Source organism: Pantoea sp. nfd-35 (genome assembly GCF_056892255.1).
In genome coordinates this window covers 700,472-716,490 of sequence record NZ_CP122403.1, presented here as the reverse complement: position 1 = coordinate 716,490, position 16,019 = coordinate 700,472, and the positions used below count along the sequence as shown (strand labels likewise).

At 56.4% G+C, this 16,019-nt stretch carries 14 protein-coding genes and 1 riboswitch; of the genes, 6 read left to right on the top strand and 8 right to left on the bottom strand.

The genetic code is table 11. The annotated features are described in order from the left end of the window. Window positions 1–3: 3 nt before the first annotated feature. Genes cpdA through nudF form a run of 3 tightly spaced genes read right to left on the bottom strand, consistent with a single transcriptional unit; the run spans window position 4 to window position 1,931 of the window. The gene (cpdA, locus tag P9J57_RS03465; protein WP_028715810.1) at window positions 4–831 is read right to left on the bottom strand and encodes a 3',5'-cyclic-AMP phosphodiesterase; all 828 of its coding nucleotides are present in this window, start codon (window positions 829–831) and stop codon (window positions 4–6) included. Between the two features lie 42 nt (window positions 832–873). Then, window positions 874–1,299, bottom strand: coding sequence for a DUF1249 family protein (locus P9J57_RS03460; RefSeq protein ID WP_014605031.1), 426 nt, complete (start codon window positions 1,297–1,299; stop codon window positions 874–876). Next, window positions 1,296–1,931 (bottom strand): ADP-ribose diphosphatase, encoded by a 636-nt coding sequence (nudF, locus tag P9J57_RS03455; RefSeq protein WP_013027242.1) that lies wholly within the window; start codon window positions 1,929–1,931, stop codon window positions 1,296–1,298. The genes P9J57_RS03460 and nudF overlap by 4 nt, the downstream gene beginning before the upstream one ends. 211 nt (window positions 1,932–2,142) lie before the next feature. On the opposite strand from nudF, the gene tolC reads away from it, so the two are divergent. From tolC to P9J57_RS03440, 3 genes are all read left to right on the top strand, one after another. Further along, window positions 2,143–3,612: an outer membrane channel protein TolC gene (gene tolC, locus P9J57_RS03450; protein WP_014605030.1), complete on the top strand. Its 1,470-nt coding sequence runs from the start codon at window positions 2,143–2,145 to the stop codon at window positions 3,610–3,612. Between the two features lie 142 nt (window positions 3,613–3,754). Beyond that, window positions 3,755–4,426: a DUF1190 family protein gene (locus P9J57_RS03445; RefSeq protein WP_013027244.1), complete on the top strand. Its 672-nt coding sequence runs from the start codon at window positions 3,755–3,757 to the stop codon at window positions 4,424–4,426. 8 nt (window positions 4,427–4,434) lie between these two features. After that, a complete protein-coding gene (locus tag P9J57_RS03440) occupies window positions 4,435–5,595 on the top strand; it encodes a glutathionylspermidine synthase family protein (RefSeq protein ID WP_014594637.1) in 1,161 nt (386 codons plus the stop codon). A 38-nt stretch (window positions 5,596–5,633) separates the two neighbouring features. Here P9J57_RS03440 and ygiD read toward each other — a convergent pair whose 3' ends face one another. After that, entirely contained in the window at window positions 5,634–6,416 is a 783-nt protein-coding gene (ygiD, locus tag P9J57_RS03435; RefSeq protein WP_483279391.1) for a 4,5-DOPA-extradiol-dioxygenase, read from the bottom strand. 183 nt (window positions 6,417–6,599) lie between these two features. After that, entirely contained in the window at window positions 6,600–7,256 is a 657-nt protein-coding gene (ribB, locus tag P9J57_RS03430) for a 3,4-dihydroxy-2-butanone-4-phosphate synthase (RefSeq protein WP_013027247.1), read from the bottom strand. A gap of 110 nt (window positions 7,257–7,366) precedes the next feature. After that, window positions 7,367–7,515: riboswitch (FMN riboswitch) on the bottom strand. Between the two features lie 171 nt (window positions 7,516–7,686). On the opposite strand from ribB, the gene ubiK reads away from it, so the two are divergent. Beyond that, a complete protein-coding gene (gene ubiK / locus P9J57_RS03425) occupies window positions 7,687–8,019 on the top strand; it encodes a ubiquinone biosynthesis accessory factor UbiK (protein ID WP_013027248.1) in 333 nt (110 codons plus the stop codon). 36 nt (window positions 8,020–8,055) lie between these two features. On the opposite strand, the gene hldE is transcribed toward ubiK, so the two are convergent. The 3 genes from hldE to P9J57_RS03410 all read right to left on the bottom strand — a co-directional run bounded on the left by hldE (window position 8,056) and on the right by P9J57_RS03410 (window position 13,743). Continuing rightward, the gene (gene hldE, locus P9J57_RS03420; protein ID WP_014605027.1) at window positions 8,056–9,480 is read right to left on the bottom strand and encodes a bifunctional D-glycero-beta-D-manno-heptose-7-phosphate kinase/D-glycero-beta-D-manno-heptose 1-phosphate adenylyltransferase HldE; all 1,425 of its coding nucleotides are present in this window, start codon (window positions 9,478–9,480) and stop codon (window positions 8,056–8,058) included. 70 nt (window positions 9,481–9,550) lie between these two features. Further along, complete coding sequence (gene glnE / locus P9J57_RS03415; RefSeq protein WP_483279390.1) at window positions 9,551–12,403, bottom strand: bifunctional [glutamate--ammonia ligase]-adenylyl-L-tyrosine phosphorylase/[glutamate--ammonia-ligase] adenylyltransferase; 2,853 nt, start codon at window positions 12,401–12,403, stop codon at window positions 9,551–9,553. A 29-nt stretch (window positions 12,404–12,432) separates the two neighbouring features. Beyond that, window positions 12,433–13,743: a CYTH domain-containing protein gene (locus P9J57_RS03410; RefSeq protein ID WP_013027251.1), complete on the bottom strand. Its 1,311-nt coding sequence runs from the start codon at window positions 13,741–13,743 to the stop codon at window positions 12,433–12,435. A 266-nt stretch (window positions 13,744–14,009) separates the two neighbouring features. Here P9J57_RS03410 and P9J57_RS03405 point away from each other — a divergent pair, with 266 nt between their 5' ends. Both P9J57_RS03405 and P9J57_RS03400 read left to right on the top strand, forming a co-directional pair. Next, window positions 14,010–14,630, top strand: coding sequence for a TIGR04211 family SH3 domain-containing protein (locus tag P9J57_RS03405; protein WP_483279389.1), 621 nt, complete (start codon window positions 14,010–14,012; stop codon window positions 14,628–14,630). 156 nt (window positions 14,631–14,786) lie between these two features. After that, window positions 14,787–16,004, top strand: a complete 1,218-nt coding sequence (locus P9J57_RS03400) for a multifunctional CCA addition/repair protein (RefSeq protein ID WP_029570673.1) — start codon at window positions 14,787–14,789, stop codon at window positions 16,002–16,004. Window positions 16,005–16,019 lie beyond the last annotated feature (15 nt).

The following is a 16,019-nucleotide window of genomic DNA, read 5'->3' as shown; positions in this document are numbered from 1 at the left end:
CCGTCAGTATCCTTCGGCATCAAGATCGGGGCAAAACGCCTGAGTGCTGAGCCGGTTCACTTCTGTATCAAGCTGACCGTCATTGTGCAGCGTAAACCAGCGCCAGCCTGGCGCAAGGGTATCAATGGTAAAGCTGGTGCAGTGCGGTTTGAACTGCACGCAGGTGGAAGGCGTGGCCAGCACGCGGCGACCGTGCCACTCCACATCCATTTCCTGATGGATATGGCCGCACACCAGTGTCTTTGCCAGCGGATAGTGCTGTAACACGGCATCAAGCTGATGGGGATTGCGCAAACTGTGTTGATCAAGCCAGGTGCAGCCTGAAGCAAGCGGATGGTGGTGCAGCAGCACCAGCGTATGACGCAGGGGAAAGCGCGCGAGGGCGTTATCAAGCCAGTCGAGCTGATAGTCGCTTAACATGCCATGAGGCACGCCGAAGACCTGACTGTCCAGCAGCACGACCTGCCAGTGTTCGCCCACCAGCACATGCTTGTGCGCGTTGATGCCGGCTCTGGCCAGCGTATCCACCATTGCGGGCTGGAAATCATGATTACCCGGCAGCCAGACGCAGGGTTTTGGCAGGCGCGAAATGCCCTCAACAAAATGCTGATAGGCTTCGACCGAGTGATCCTGAGAGAGATCGCCGGTGGCCACAATGAGATCATAGTCGCGCTGTTGTGCGATGATCGCATCCAGCACGGCGTCATAACTCGACCAGGTATTCACTCCCAGCAGCGATTCGTGTTTTCCTGCGAACAAATGCGTGTCCGTCACTTGCAGAATCCGCACCCCAGATTCTGTTGCCGCAGGAAGAGTTAGCAGGCTATCCAAAGCGTTTCCTTCGTCTCTACGCCGTTCAATGCATTATACGTATCAGCAAGCCGGTACTGCCATGGCGCCATGCGTCAGACAGTAGCGTAACCAGTCAGCGAGGAACTGATTGATTTGATGCTTTTCATCACGCTGATTCATCTTTTTATTCGGGTAATCATAACGCGCTTTAAACCGATAGATCTGCTGTGTTGAACACACTTCAGCGACCATGGCGTCATGATACAGCCTGACAGACATGGAAGGCAGGCTCCAGTAACTCACCGCCGGTGCCGTCTGGCGAATTTCAACCAGAGTAGTGTAACGTGTTGATTCTTCTATTGTTAACTGATAGCGGGCGCCGCTCACCTGATAGCTAACCGATGCGCCTGCCTCGTCATCGCGCGGGAGCAGACGGCGTAACTGGGCGAAATTGGTTTCGCACAGCCGCATCATCTCGGGGAAATCAGGGATATAGCGCTGTTTCATTTTTGCGTCCACTCTTCTCGAAGTTCTTTATGGTGCAGTGCCAGCCATTGCAAGGCGATGACAGATGCCGCGTTATCAATAATCCCCTGTTCCACCCAGTGGTAAGCCTGTTCACGGCTTACGACATGCACAAGAATATCCTCATTCTCTTCCTCCAGGCCATGGCATCCTGTTGCCAGGCCGGCATCCACTTCTCCCACCATAACCGATAAACGTTCGCTGGTGCCGCCCGGGCTGGCAAGATAGTTCAACACGGGCTTCACCCGGCCAACGGTCAGACCGGCTTCTTCTGATGCTTCACGGCGCCCCACCTGTTCCGGAGTTTCACCGGGTTCAATAATGCCCGCAATCATTTCCAGCAGCCAGGGCGTTGGGCTGCAGTCGAAGGCCGGAATGCGGATCTGCTCAATCAGCACCACTTCATCACGGATGGGATCATAAGGTAGCAGGACGGCAGCATGGCCGCGCTCAAAAACTTCACGCGTCACTTCTCCGCTCATGCCGCCTTTAAACAGACGATGGCGAAAACGGTAGCGAACGATGGAAAAAAAACCGTCGTAGGCCGTTTCACGTGCAATAATTTCTACATCATTTTTTGTGAAAGTCACAGGTGATGTTTTATTGTCCTTCATCGTTTGGTTCCTTTTGCAGATTGGGATGACACAGATAAAACACAAGCCCGGGCACTATCTAAACAGTCATTACAGAGTTATTTACCTGAAACACGCAAATATGGCACGTTCAGCCACCTTATCTCACAGTTGCCCTCTGCTAGAATCTGCGATAATTTTTGGCTTACCGGCGGCACTATCATTGCGATTTGCTGCAACAAAAGGAATGCAAATGAAAAAACTGCTCCCATTATTTATTGGGCTGAGCCTGGGCGGTTTCAGCGTCGCCAGTCAGGCAGAAAACCTGCTTCAGGTTTACCAACAAGCGCGTTTAAGCAACCCGGACCTGCGGAGCTCCGCTGCCACTCGCGATGCTGCGTTTGAGAAAATCAACGAAGCGCGCAGCCCTTTATTACCACAACTGGGTTTGGGTGCAGATTACAGCTATGCAAATGGCTATCGTGATAGTAGCGGTATTCATTCCAACACGACCAGTGGCACACTGCAATTGACGCAAACCATTTTCGACATGTCAAAATGGCGCGCGCTGACCCTGCAGGAAAAAACCGCAGGTATTCAGGACGTCACCTATCAGGTTGCTCAGCAGGATTTGATTCTGAATACCGCGACGGCCTATTTCAACGTGCTGAAAGCCATTGATACGCTTTCTTACGTCGAAGCACAGAAGATGTCCATCTACCGCGAGCTGGATCAAACCACTCAGCGCTTTAACGTGGGCCTGGTGGCCATTACCGACGTGCAGAACGCCCGCGCCCAGTATGACAGCGTGCTGGCCAATGAAGTCACGGCGCGTAACAATCTGGATAACTCGGTGGAGTCTCTGCGTCAGATCACCGGCATGGACTATCTGGCACTGGCCTCACTGAACATCGATCGCTTTAAAACCACCAAACCTGATGACGTTAACGCGCTGCTCAAGCAGGCAGAAAGCCGTAACCTTAATCTGCTTTCTGCCCGCCTGAATCAGGATTTAGCTCGTGAACAGATTCGTTCTGCGGAATCAGGCCACCTGCCAACGCTCGATCTGACCGCGTCTACCGGTCTGTCTAACAGCAAATACGGCGGAAGCCGCGCGGAACAGAGTGCAAACTCAACAGACTCGATTACAGGAAACAGTAAAGTCGGCCTGAGCTTCACGCTTCCGCTTTACAGCGGTGGCAGCGTGACCTCACAGGTGAAGCAGGCGCAATATAACTTTGTCAGCGCCAGCGAACAGCTGGAGGCGGCTCACCGCTCTGCGGTTCAGACGGTACGTTCTTCTTACAACAACGTGAATGCGTCCGCGAGCAGCATTGCGGCGTACAAGCAAGCCGTGGTCTCTGCGCAGAGTTCATTAGACGCCATGGAAGCCGGTTATCAGGTCGGTACGCGTACCATCGTTGACGTGTTGAACGCCACCTCAACCCTGTATAACGCGAAACAGCAGTTGTCCGATGCACGTTACAGCTATCTGATTAATCAGCTAAATATCAGCTATGCGCTGGGCACGCTGAACGAGCAGAGTCTGGGCATTCTCAACAGCCAGTTAGGCAAAGAGATCTCCACCTCACCGGAAACCGTCCAGCCCCAGAACGTTCAGCAGGTACTGGGTGAAGATCACATCGCGAGTTCTTCTGAAACCGCGACGGCGCCAGTGCGCCCGGCCGCCCATAAAAGCAGCCGTAACCCTTTCGCTAACTGATCGCCCTGCGGGCCGCTTTGCGGCCCGCTTCTCTTAAAAACGTATAACTAAGTAAAGATCCCCGTCCTGCCTGGCCGTTAGCTTCATTTCTCGCCACTCATCCCCTATTCTATGCGCTACCTTTGGGCACAGGATATTTATAATGAAACGGACTAAAACGATCCGCTATGCCGCCTTTCGTAAGAGCTGGCAAGCAAGACACTTAACGCCTGTTGCTATCGCTGTATCAGCGGTATTTATGCTGGCAGGCTGTGAACAAAACGACGAAACCGTCTCGCTCTATCAGAACGCCGATGATTGTACGAAAGCCAATCCCGGCCAGAGTGCGCAATGCACCACCGCGTTTAACAACGCCAAAAAGGAAGCGGAACGCACCGCACCGAAATACGCCACACGTGAAGACTGCGTGGCAGAATTTGGTGAAAACCAGTGTCAGCAGGCGCCTGCACAGGCTGGCGTGGGCAGCACTAATGCCGAGTCGCAGCAAAGCGGCAGCTTCTGGATGCCGCTGATGGCGGGCTATATGATGGGCCGCATGATGGGCGGCGGCGCGGGTTTTGCGCAGCAGCCGCTGTTCTCACCTAAAACGCCAAACAGCCCGGCTAACGGTCAGTTCGTTGATGCGTCCGGCCGTAACTATGGTAACGCCACCTCCGGTAAAACCATGACGGTTCCTAAAACCGCCATGGCGCCTAAACCGACCACCACCTCAACGATTACGCGGGGTGGCTTTGGTGAAACGGTCGCGAAGCAAAACAGCATGCAGCGTAGCAGCAGCGCGTCCGGCACCTCCAGCCGTTCGCTGGGAGGCTAACCCCGCTTATGCAACGCATCGCGATTTCAGAGCGCCCGGGCTGGCGGGAAAAAGCCACGGAGTTTGGTTTTCGTTTTCACACCATGCACGGTGAGCCCTACTGGTGTGAAGAGGCTTACTATCAGTTCACGCTGGCGCAGATTGATTATCTTGAGGACGTCACCGCCGAGCTTCATCAGATGTGCCTGCAGGTCGTGGAAAAAGTGGTGAACAGCGAAGCGCTGCTCACCAAATTTCGCATTCCTAAGCATACCTGGGACTTCGTGCGTGATTCATGGCAACAGCGTCAGCCCTCGCTTTATTCGCGCCTCGACCTCGCATGGGACGGCAAAAGCGATGCCAAACTGCTGGAGAACAACGCCGACACGCCTACGTCGCTGTATGAGGCGGCGTTTTTCCAGTGGCTGTGGCTCGAAGACCAGCTCAATGCCGGTCAGTTGCCGCAGGGCAGCGATCAATTCAACAGCCTGCAAGAGAAACTCATTGAACGCTTTACGGTGCTTCATCAGCAACAGGGGTTTAACTGGCTGCATTTCGCCTGCTGTCGTGATACCGATGAAGATCGTGGGACGGTGCAATACTTGCAAGACTGCGCTACGGAAGCCGGACTGCCGAGCGAATTTCTCTACATTGATGAGATAGGGCTGGGGGAAAAGGGCCAGTTTACTGACGCCCAGGATCAGGTCATCAGTAATCTGTTCAAGCTTTATCCGTGGGAATTCATGCTGCGCGAGATGTTTTCTACCAAGCTGGCCGATGCGGGCGTACGCTGGCTGGAGCCGGCATGGAAGAGCATCCTGTCAAATAAAGCGTTGCTGCCTCTGCTGTGGGAGATGTTCCCTAATCACCCTAACCTGTTGCCCGCCTGGTTTGCCGAAGACGATGTGCCACCGATGGAGAAATACGTGGTTAAGCCGCTGTTCTCGCGCGAAGGGGCCAACATTCGTATTGTGGAAAACGGCAAAGAGATCGCCCGTGTGGACGGTCCTTACGGCGAAGAAGGCATGATCGTCCAGCAGTTCCATCCGCTGCCGAAATTTGGCGACAGCTATACCCTGATTGGTAGCTGGTTGATTGACGATCAGCCTGCGGGCATCGGCCTGCGCGAAGATCGCGACCTGATCACCCAGGATCTTTCGCGTTTCTATCCGCACGCATTCATCGAGTAGCGCTTTCCTCCAGGCCAGCACGCTGGCCTGGTTTCCCGCTAGCCGACCTGTACCGACAGCATACTGATTGCGCCCATTTCCATACCTTCAACAGGGACGGTTACGGCCTCGTCTGGCTGACGGGACCCCAGCACGTACAGCAACGGCAGGAAGTGTTCCGGCGTCGGATTGGATAACGCCGCATCCGGATGCTGCATAAAATTCACCAACGGATGGGAATCTGCTCCGGCGTCAACCGCCAGATTATCGCGCACATAGTTGTTGAATCCGGTCGCCCAGTCATAAGCGTTTCCGCCGCCCCACAGCACCTTACGCAGGTTGTGTACCACATTGCCGCTGGCAACGATCATCACGCCGCGATCGCGCAGTTCAGATAGCTTTTTGCCCATCTCAAAATGCCAGACCGCAGGCTTGCCGCTGTCGATACTAAGCTGGACGACCGGAATATCCGCCTCAGGATACATTTTAATCAGCACGCCCCACGAGCCGTGATCGAATCCCCATGCATGATCCTGATGAACGGGCACGGGCGATAAAATCTCAGCAATTTCATTTGCCAGTTCAGGCGAACCCGGCGCGGGATAGCGGGTATCAAAAAGCGCCTGCGGAAAACCGCCAAAGTCATGAATGGTGCGCGGATTTTCCATCGCTGTGACCGCCGTTCCCTGGGTGTACCAGTGAGCCGAAATGGCCAGGATGGCCCGCGGTCGTGGCAGCGTGGCACCGGCTTTACGCCAGGCTTCGGTGTAGCGGTTTTCTTCTAACGCATTCATCGGGCTGCCGTGTCCCAAAAACAGTGCTGGCATACGTAACTGGCTCATAGCGATCCTTAATGTGTTCACTCTATGAGCACTACGATACGCTGTTTGCAGGGGTTATCACGCGGATAAGCATGATGTTCTCTGTCAGGAAATTTGAACGAAAGAGATGAGTCAGATAAGCAGGATGGATGGGGGAAGAGGTGAAACAATCAGGCCAGTATTTCTGGCCTGACAGTAAGCCGCTTAGCTGGCCTGACGCGTTTCGTGCTCACGACGATAGGCAACCAGATCTTCAATCGTCACGACCGGCATCGCATGCTGTTTCGCGAACAGGATCACTTCAGGCGCATGCGCCATAGAGCCGTCGTCGTTGGTCAGTTCACACAGGACGCCTGCAGGTTTAAAGCCCGCCAGCGTGACCAGATCGATGGTCGCTTCAGTATGACCGCCGCGGGTCAGAACACCACCATCATGGGCACGCAGGGGAAAAACGTGGCCCGGACGGTTCAGATCTTCGGGTTTGGCGTTATCGGCAATCGCCGTGCGAATGGTAGTGATGCGATCCTGCGCGGATACGCCGGTGGTGACGCCCTTCGCCGCTTCGATGGTCACGGTAAACCCTGTGCCATAGGCGCTGGTGTTGTTTTCCACCATCATCGGTAATGCCAGCTGCTGGCGGCGTTCTTCGGTCAGGCAGAGACACACGATACCGCTGCCGTGGCGAATAGTGAGAGCCATCTGCTCGACGGTCATGGTTTCGGCAGCGAAAATCATATCGCCTTCGTTTTCACGATCTTCATCGTCGAGCACCATCACACCGCGTCCTTCACGGAGTGCAGCGATAGCACGTTCTACACGCTGTTTCGGCGTGCCAAATTCAGAAAGTAGAGTCTGATTCATGGTAATAAAACCTTTTAAATGTATTGGGTTACCAGAATCAGGGCAAGCTTAGGAGTGACGCCGTATAGACGTAGCAATGACGCAAAACAGACATAATGCCTGACAGATGTCGTTACCCTCTCCCATCCGGACTTTAACCGTCGGCCCCGGAATTTCACCGGATCTGCTGACCTTCACCATCACAGTGAAGCGCTCGCGGGCTGTCAGCCTGGGCTGATTTACCGCCGGTGGGGAATTTCGCCCCGCCCTGAGAATAAGCGTTTTAACTATAACGCTTCCTATTCGGGGCGGCAATCCACAAAGCCATTATTGCTTTAGCATTTTTTGCGCTAAGGATTTCAGGTTTAACCTTTTCAATTCAGGCATTACACTTAAGTGACTCTAGCGTTGGTACAATGCTGCCATAGCAACCCGTAACCAGGAAACCATCATGATCGACACGAAAAAAATTGAACAAATGGCCCGTCAGGTTCATGACGCGCTGCCGAAGGGAGTTCGTGAATTTGGCGATGATGTCGAGAAGAAAATCCGGCAGACGCTGCAGGCACAAATGACCCGCATGGATCTGGTCAACCGTGAAGAGTTTGATGTCCAGACTCAGGTTTTACTGCGTACGCGTGAAAAACTGGCGGCGCTGGAACAGCGTCTCGCTCAGCTGGAAAGCAAGAGTTCAGCGTCTGCCGCGCCCGCTGCCACCAGCACACCTGGCCCGGCACCGGCCATCGTGCCAGCCGCACATCCTGCTGACAAACCGGCTAAATAAAGGGCGGGCGGGAGCCCGGGCTCCCGCCGCCATGACTCAGTCGCCGCGAATGGTTTTGATGATATTGGTGGTCGAGATGCCATCTTCAAAGTTCAGCACCCGCACGTCACCGCCATTGGCCCAGACTTCCTGGCTGCCCGCGATATCTTCCGGTTTGTAATCCCCGCCTTTTACCAACAGATCGGGCAATACGCTGGCGATTAAGCGCTGTGGCGTGTCTTCTTCAAACAGCACGACCCAGTCCACCGCTTCCAGCGCACCCAGCACGATCATACGGTTTTCCTGCGGGTTCACCGGACGGCTGTCGCCTTTGAGGCGTTTGGTGGACGCATCGCTGTTTACCGCGACAATCAGGCGATCGCCCAGCTTGCGCGCGTTGGCAAGGTAGGAAACATGGCCGGCATGCAGAATGTCGAAGACGCCGTTGGTCATCACCACTTTTTCGCCGCGCTGACGCGCCATGGCGACGGCCTCTTTCAGCTCGGATTCAGTCATGATGCCAAAACCGCGCTCTGGACGCGCACGAATGGCGTTTTCCAGCTCCACGATGCTGACGGTTGATGTCCCCAACTTCCCAACCACCACGCCTGCAGCGGCGTTAGCCAGAAAACAGGCTTCTTCCAGCGAATCCCCTGCGGCTAAAGCAGCGGCCAGCACGCCAATGACGGTATCCCCGGCGCCGGTCACGTCAAACACTTCCTGCGCCTGGGTCGGCAAATGCAGGGGCGCTTTACCCGGCTGCAGCAGCGACATGCCGTTTTCAGACCGCGTGACCAGCAGGGCGGAAAGGTCGCAGTCGGCGATCAGCTTCATGCCACGTTCCACAATCTCATTCTCTGTCTTGCATTTGCCCACCACGGCTTCGAACTCAGACAGATTAGGCGTCAGCAGCGTCGCCCCGCGGTAGCGCGCAAAATCCGTGCCTTTCGGATCGATCAACACCGGTACATTCGCCTCGCGTGCCAGCGCGATCATCTGCTGAACGCTGTCCAGTGCGCCTTTGCCGTAATCCGACAGCACCACCGCACCGCTACGGGACAGTGACTGGCGCATTTTTTCGTGCATCGGGGCGGCGTCCACCTGCTCAAATCCCTCTTCGAAGTCCAGACGGATGAGCTGTTGGTTGCGAGAGAGGACACGCAGTTTGGTAATGGTGGGATGGCTTTTTAAGGTGACAAAATCGCAGTCAACACGAACATCCTTCAGCGTTTTACTCAGTACCTGAGCCGCATCGTCTTCTCCGGTCAGTCCGATCAGACGGGAACCCGCCCCCAGCGCAGCAATGTTCATTGCCACGTTAGCGGCGCCGCCTGGGCGTTCTTCAACGGTTTCCACCTTGACCACCGGCACCGGCGCTTCAGGCGAAATACGGCTGGTGGGGCCGTACCAGTAACGATCCAACATGACATCGCCAACGACCAGCACCGAGGCCTGGCCGAACGCGGGCAGAGTAACTTTCATTCCAGACACTCCAGACTGCATTCAAAATAGTGCGCGGATGATAACACAGTTGCGACAGGTGCTATCAGCATCACGCCGTGAGAGAGTGTGGTGACTGTAGCCATCGCTGCCAGCTGGTGTTCACCGACTCTTTTTCCTGCGCAAAGGCGTCAGGTTCAACATGCCCGGGCTGCTCCTGAAGCGCCAGATGATGCAGCGCATCGCGCAGCGTGACATAAGCATGCGTGAGCGCTGCCGCTTCCTCGTCAGACATTTTGTGGTGGATTGCCATCCGTTCAAAAATCCGCACATTGTCTGACCAGCGCGTCAGGTCGGGCTGCTCCGCCGCATAGCGCAGCACCAGGTACTGGGCGATGAATTCAATATCCGTAATGCCGCCTTCGTCCGTTTTGATCTCCCAGCGGCCCTTGTGCTTGTTGCTCAGGTGCGCGCGCATTTTGTCACGCATCTCTCTGACTTCCGTTTGCAACGCTGCTGCATCGCGCGGCAGACAGAGGATCGCACGGCGAATGGCGCTAAAACGCGCGCTCAGATCGGGCTCACCGAACACCACGCGGGCGCGGACCAGCGCCTGATGCTCCCACGTCCAGGCTTCGTTGCGCTGATAGTCGTCGAAGGCTTCAAAAGTACTGACCAGCATGCCAGCCGCGCCCGAAGGCCGCAGTCGCGCATCCACTTCGTACAAAATGCCGGACGACGTACGGGTGCTGAACAGATGCATGATGCGCTGCGCCAGCCGCAGGTAAAACTGCCGTCCGTCTATGCTGCGCTCGCCCTGCGTGACGGCTTCCATCGGGCAGTCGTGCAGGAAAACCAGATCGAGATCGGAGCTGTAGCCCAGTTCCCATCCGCCCAGCTTGCCATAGCCCAATACCGTGAAGCCCCGCTCGTGTTCATGCACAAGGTGTGACGGTCGGCCATAGCGCTGCACCATCATATTCCATGCCTGCTGCACCACCGATTCGATAATGGCCTCGGCCAGCCAGGTTAAGTGATCGCTCACTTTCATCACCGGCAACGTGCCCGCAATATCCGCCGCCGCGATGCGTAATAACTGTGCCTGTTTAAACTGGCGTAATGCTTCAAGCTGCTGCTCTTCATCATCCGCAGGAATGCGCATCAGGTACTGACGCAGCTCATCCCGGTAGGCATCCGTAGCGGTTGGCTGATAGAGCGTGGCGGGATCAAGCAGCTCATCCAGTAACAGCGGATAACGTGCCAGCTGGCTGGCCACCATCGGTGAGGCTGCGCAAAGACGAATCAGGTGACGCAACGCGCCGTGATACTCGGTGAGCAGCTCAAGGTAGGTACTGCGGGTCAGAACGCTCAGCAGCAACGGCGCCAGGCGGCTGAAGGTCACCGCGGCATCGCTGCGTGAACAGACTTCACTCAGCAGTTGAGGCATCAGCTGATCCAGCGCCTGACGGCCGCGCGGGCCGATAGTGCGGTGACCGATATCCTGGCGAAACGCTTCCAGCGCCTGATTGAGAGCATGACACTGCGTGGTATCCAGTTGTGGCACCAGCGGGGCCAGCTCAGTGTCCTCCAGACTGTCGTGCCACAGCATGTTAAAGTCGGCCAGTTCGGGGCGATCGCCCACATCCGGCGTATCTTCACCGATTAACTCATCGAAGATGGCACGCACGGCGGCCATATGCGTTTCCAGCCGGGCGCTCAGCGCAGCCCAGTCATCACAGTCCATCGCCCACGCCAGCCGGGCGCGGGGTAACGCCTCTTCCGGCAGCGTTTGCGTTTGTTCGTCCGCCAGACTTTGCAACAGGTTTTCCAGCCGACGCAGAAACAGATAAGCCGCGCGCAATGCCGCAACCTGCTCGGGTGGCAGTAAGGCCAGAGATTCAATAGCAGACAGCGTAGGTATCAAGGCCCGGAGCTGAAGCGAGCGCTCACGTCCGCCACGAATCAACTGAAAAACCTGCACGATAAATTCTGTTTCGCGAATCCCGCCCGCGCCCAGCTTGATGTTGTTTTTCAGCCCGCGGCGACGCACTTCACGCGCGATCATCGCTTTCATATTGCGTAACGACTGGATGACGCTGAAATCGATGTAGCGGCGATAAACAAAGGGCCGCAGCATCTGCTGCAGTTCCTGGCTCCAGCGATCCTGCTCATCGCCCATCAGCCGCGCCTTCACCATGGCGTAGCGCTCCCAGTCGCGGCCCTGCTCCTGGTAATAATCTTCCAGGGCGGCAAAGCTCATGACCAGCGGCCCGCTGTCGCCAAACGGGCGCAGGCGCATATCGACCCGGTAAACAAAGCCGTCGGCCGTGGGCTGATCGAGTACTTTGATCAGGCGCTGGCCCATGCGGGTAAAAAACTGCGCATTGTCGAGTTCGCGGCGACCGCCGCGCGTGGTGCCGTTTTCCGGCCAGGCAAAAATCAGATCGATATCGGAGGAGAAATTCAGCTCGCCGCCGCCCAGCTTGCCCATTCCGAGGATCAGCAGCGGCTGTGGTTCACCCGCGGCATTGCAGGGCGTGCCGAATTCGCGACAGCAGTCCTGATAAACCCAGTGGCGCGCGGCGTCGATCAGCACCTCGGCTAATACGCTCAGCTGCTGCAGCGTCTGCTCTGTCGTGGCAAGCTGCAAGCACTGCATCCAGGCAATGCGAACCAGCATGCGGCGGCGAAACAGGCGCAGCACGCGCATCAGGCTGGCTTCACTGTCCACTGCCGCCATGTCTCTGCCCAGCCACTGCGTATACTGCTGCCACTCGTCGGCCACGGGTGACTGTGCGGCAATCTCCTGCCACCAGTGCGGATTCTGCTGCAGGTTATCCAGCACAAAGTCGCTGAAGGCCAGACCGGCAAGCTGCGCCTCGCTGAGAGCGGTATCCGCAAGACCGAGCTGTTCAACTGCCCGCGCGGCCTGGGTGCGCAATACGGTGGGTAAGGATGGCAACATGTTCTCTCCCTGATAGCGTGCTGTATGACTTAGCGTGGCGAACCGCTGGTTAACCAAAAGGGTGACTGTTTCATCGCCTGCGCCGTTAACCAGTCCAGGCTGGCGTGCTGCTGTTCCCTGATTGCGCGCTGCAGCTGCTGCCACGGCGCCAGCCAGTCGTGAACGGCATCCGGCGAGTAAGCGCCCGCCAGCAAATGCACCGCCAGCAGCTGTCGATCCAGACGCGTGGCCTTGTCCTGATACTCATTCACCTGATGGACGGTGCTGAAGGTTTCTTTCAGATCGGCATTGATGCGGCCCAGCATGATATCGCCAAAGCGTTTAAAGGAACCGTTGAGCTTGGTTTGCCCCTTTTCATCAATCCACTGCCGCCAGTGGGCCTCGGCCAACCAGTGAGTAAGTGCTAACTGGGTCTCTACCGAGAGAGCCGAAAAACAGAAGCTGTCGGCATCGACATCTTCATTCAGCAGCGTTTCTTCCAGCGTGGTCAGCTTCTGACGCAGCTCGCTACTGGCCTTGCGCGGGACTACCGCCCCAAACAGCGCAAACGCCTGACGCAGAACATCCAGCGCCTCACGAACCGCTTCTCTGGCGCGCTTATTGCCACGCAGCCACACTTCTTCATGATATTGCCAGTGGTGAAGACCTGCCGCCATGGCCGCTGCCATGCCCTCTTCCACCGTGGCTTTCGCCCCGGCTTTTAACAGCGGAAAGGCGGTTACCTCACGCGAGGGATTACCTTTGGCTAACTGATAGCCGCGCGCCGCCTTGCTCAGGCTGCCCATCCGCAGGTCGCCCACGGCCACTAACTGCTGAGCAAAGGTCAGCAACTCGCTGCGCTGGCCACCTTTTAGCTCAAGCTCAACCTCTGACAAAGGTTCGCTCAATTCCCCCGCCGTCACGTCGCCCCGATCGCAGGCAATTTCTATTTCACTACTGCCCGCCGTGACTACCCAGATCTCTCGTTCAAAATGGGTACTGAACAGCGGCTGCAGACGCTGCTGTAGCGCTGCCACATCCGTTCCTTCCGGCCAGATGTCTGCGGGCAGACGGCTGATGTCCAGCGTTGGCTCAGTGAGGTCAACGTTGTATTCGCCGCGCTGATGTAGCCCACCCAGCGTTTTGCCGGCGGTTTTCAGCGTCATTTCGTAGCGTTGATCAACGCCCCGAATGCGCAATCCCATATTCCAACGACGTAACTGATTATCGTCGGTTTCAAAATAGATATTGGTCAGCTGACGGGCAGCCTGGTGCTGATGCGGAAACGCCGCCAGCCGTTCTGCCAGTTTCCCGGCAGCATTGGGTTTAGCAATGAACTTAAGTTCGATTTCGATGGTCATATTTTTTTATTCACTAACGCCGCTGGCACTTAAGGATATATTCCCTGCCTGTTTAAGGTTATCTTCTGCTGCATCCACTGAGCTGAAGGTTAGGGTTTTCAGGCGAAGAGTAATGCACAGAAGCCGGACTGTCTCTGCTTTCTTTGTGCTTTCGCTACCCTTTTCGCACTGTCATGAGACCAGGATAGTTCTCATTCAGATTTACGCGAAGCCTCTACAGACTGTGCCGGTAAATTATCTTTAATTTTTAAGCAAAACGAAATCTAATGAAAAAAATCACACTCGCTGGAATCACTTTGCTGGCCCTCAGCGCCCTTGCACCTGCTCACGCCGATGAAAAACGTTACGTTTCTGACGAATTATCCACCTGGGTTCGTAGCGGTCCCGGCGACCAGTTTCGCCTGCTGGGCAAGCTGAATGCGGGTGAACAGGTACAGCTGCTGCAGACCAATGATGCCACCAAATATGGCCAGGTACGCGATGCCGAAGGCCGCACCGTCTGGATCCCCCTGTCGCAGCTGAGTGAAAATCCCAGCCTGCGCACCCGGGTACCGCAGCTGGAACAACAGGTTAAAGACCTGACCGCCAAGTTAGCCAATATTGATAACAGCTGGAATCAGCGCACCGCCGAAATGCAGAACAAAGTGGCCAGCAGCGACAGCGTGATCAACGGCTTAAAAGAGCAAAATCAGAAGCTGAAAAACGAACTGATCGTGGCGCAGAAGAAAGTCAGCGCCGCTAACGTTCAGTTGGATGACAAACAGCGTACGATCATCATGCAGTGGTTTATGTATGGTGGCGGCGTGCTAGGCGTCGGCCTGCTGCTGGGGCTACTGTTGCCGCACATGGTGCCGCGCCGTAAGAAAAACGATCGCTGGATGAACTAGTTTTACCACCGCTCGCTATCAGGGGATCGTAAGATGCCCCTCTTGGCCTGTCTGCAATATGTCGAATTTGTGCAACAATAGAGTTTGTGCCCGTCTGGATTCAGGTGCCGGAAGCCCACAGACGCGCAGATCACTTATTTATCTCTGGAGTTGTGCGTGAAGACGTTTCTTGTTGGCGGTGCAGTGCGCGATGCGCTGTTGAAGTTGCCGGTTAAAGACAAAGACTGGGTGGTGGTAGGCGCGACCCCGGAAGCCATGCTGGAACAAGGCTACCAGCAGGTCGGCCGCGACTTCCCCGTGTTTCTGCATCCCGACAGCCGGGAAGAGTATGCGCTGGCGCGTACCGAACGGAAGAACGGCAAAGGCTACACCGGGTTCACGACCTGGTCGGCGCCAGACGTCACGCTGGAGCAGGATTTACAGCGCCGCGATTTGACGATTAACGCCATTGCCCGCGACGATCAAGGCGAGCTTTACGATCCCTACCACGGGCAGCAGGATATTGCCGACCGGCAGCTGCGCCACGTTTCCGATGCCTTTAGTGAAGATCCCCTGCGCGTCCTGCGCGTCGCGCGTTTTGCCGCGCGCTTCGCCCACCTTAATTTTCGTATTGCCGACGAAACGCAGGCGCTGATGCGACAAATGGCAGAGAGCGGCGAGCTGGCCGATCTCACGGCCGAACGCGTCTGGAAAGAGACGGAAAAAGCCCTGTCCTCCCATAATCCCCAGGTTTACTTCCAGGTACTGCGCGACTGCGGCGCATTGCAGGGACTGTTTCCGGAAATCGATAACCTGTTCGGCGTGCCGGCGCCCGCCCGATGGCACCCGGAAATTGATACCGGGGTTCACACGCTGATGGCGTTAACCCTGTCTGCTGGCCTGTCGGAAGCGATTGACGTGCGCTTTGCGACGCTGTTTCACGATGTCGGTAAAGCCTTAACGCCGGTTGAACAATGGCCCAGCCATCACGGACATGGCCCGGCAGGCGTTCCGCTGGTCGCCGCGCTGTGTCAACGGCTACGCGTGCCGAATGCGATCCGTGATCTGGCGCTGCTGGTCACGGAGTTTCACGACATGATGCATACTATTGAGCAGCGCCCTGCCGACGCGTTGATTGGCTTATTTGACCGTCTTGACGCCTGGCGCAAACCCGAGCGGGTTAACCAACTGGCGCTGTGCAGCGAAGCGGACGCCCGCGGACGCGGTGGCCTTGCCAACATGCCTTATCCCCAGGGCAACTACCTGCGACGTGCGTTTGCCCTGGCTCAGGCCGTGTCATCTAGGGCGGTCGTGGAGGCGGGATTTAAAGGGATAGAGGTGCGGGAAGAGCTCACGCGACGTCGTATTCAGGCTGTCGAACAGGGCTTAGCGTAACGCGGCCAGTTGCCC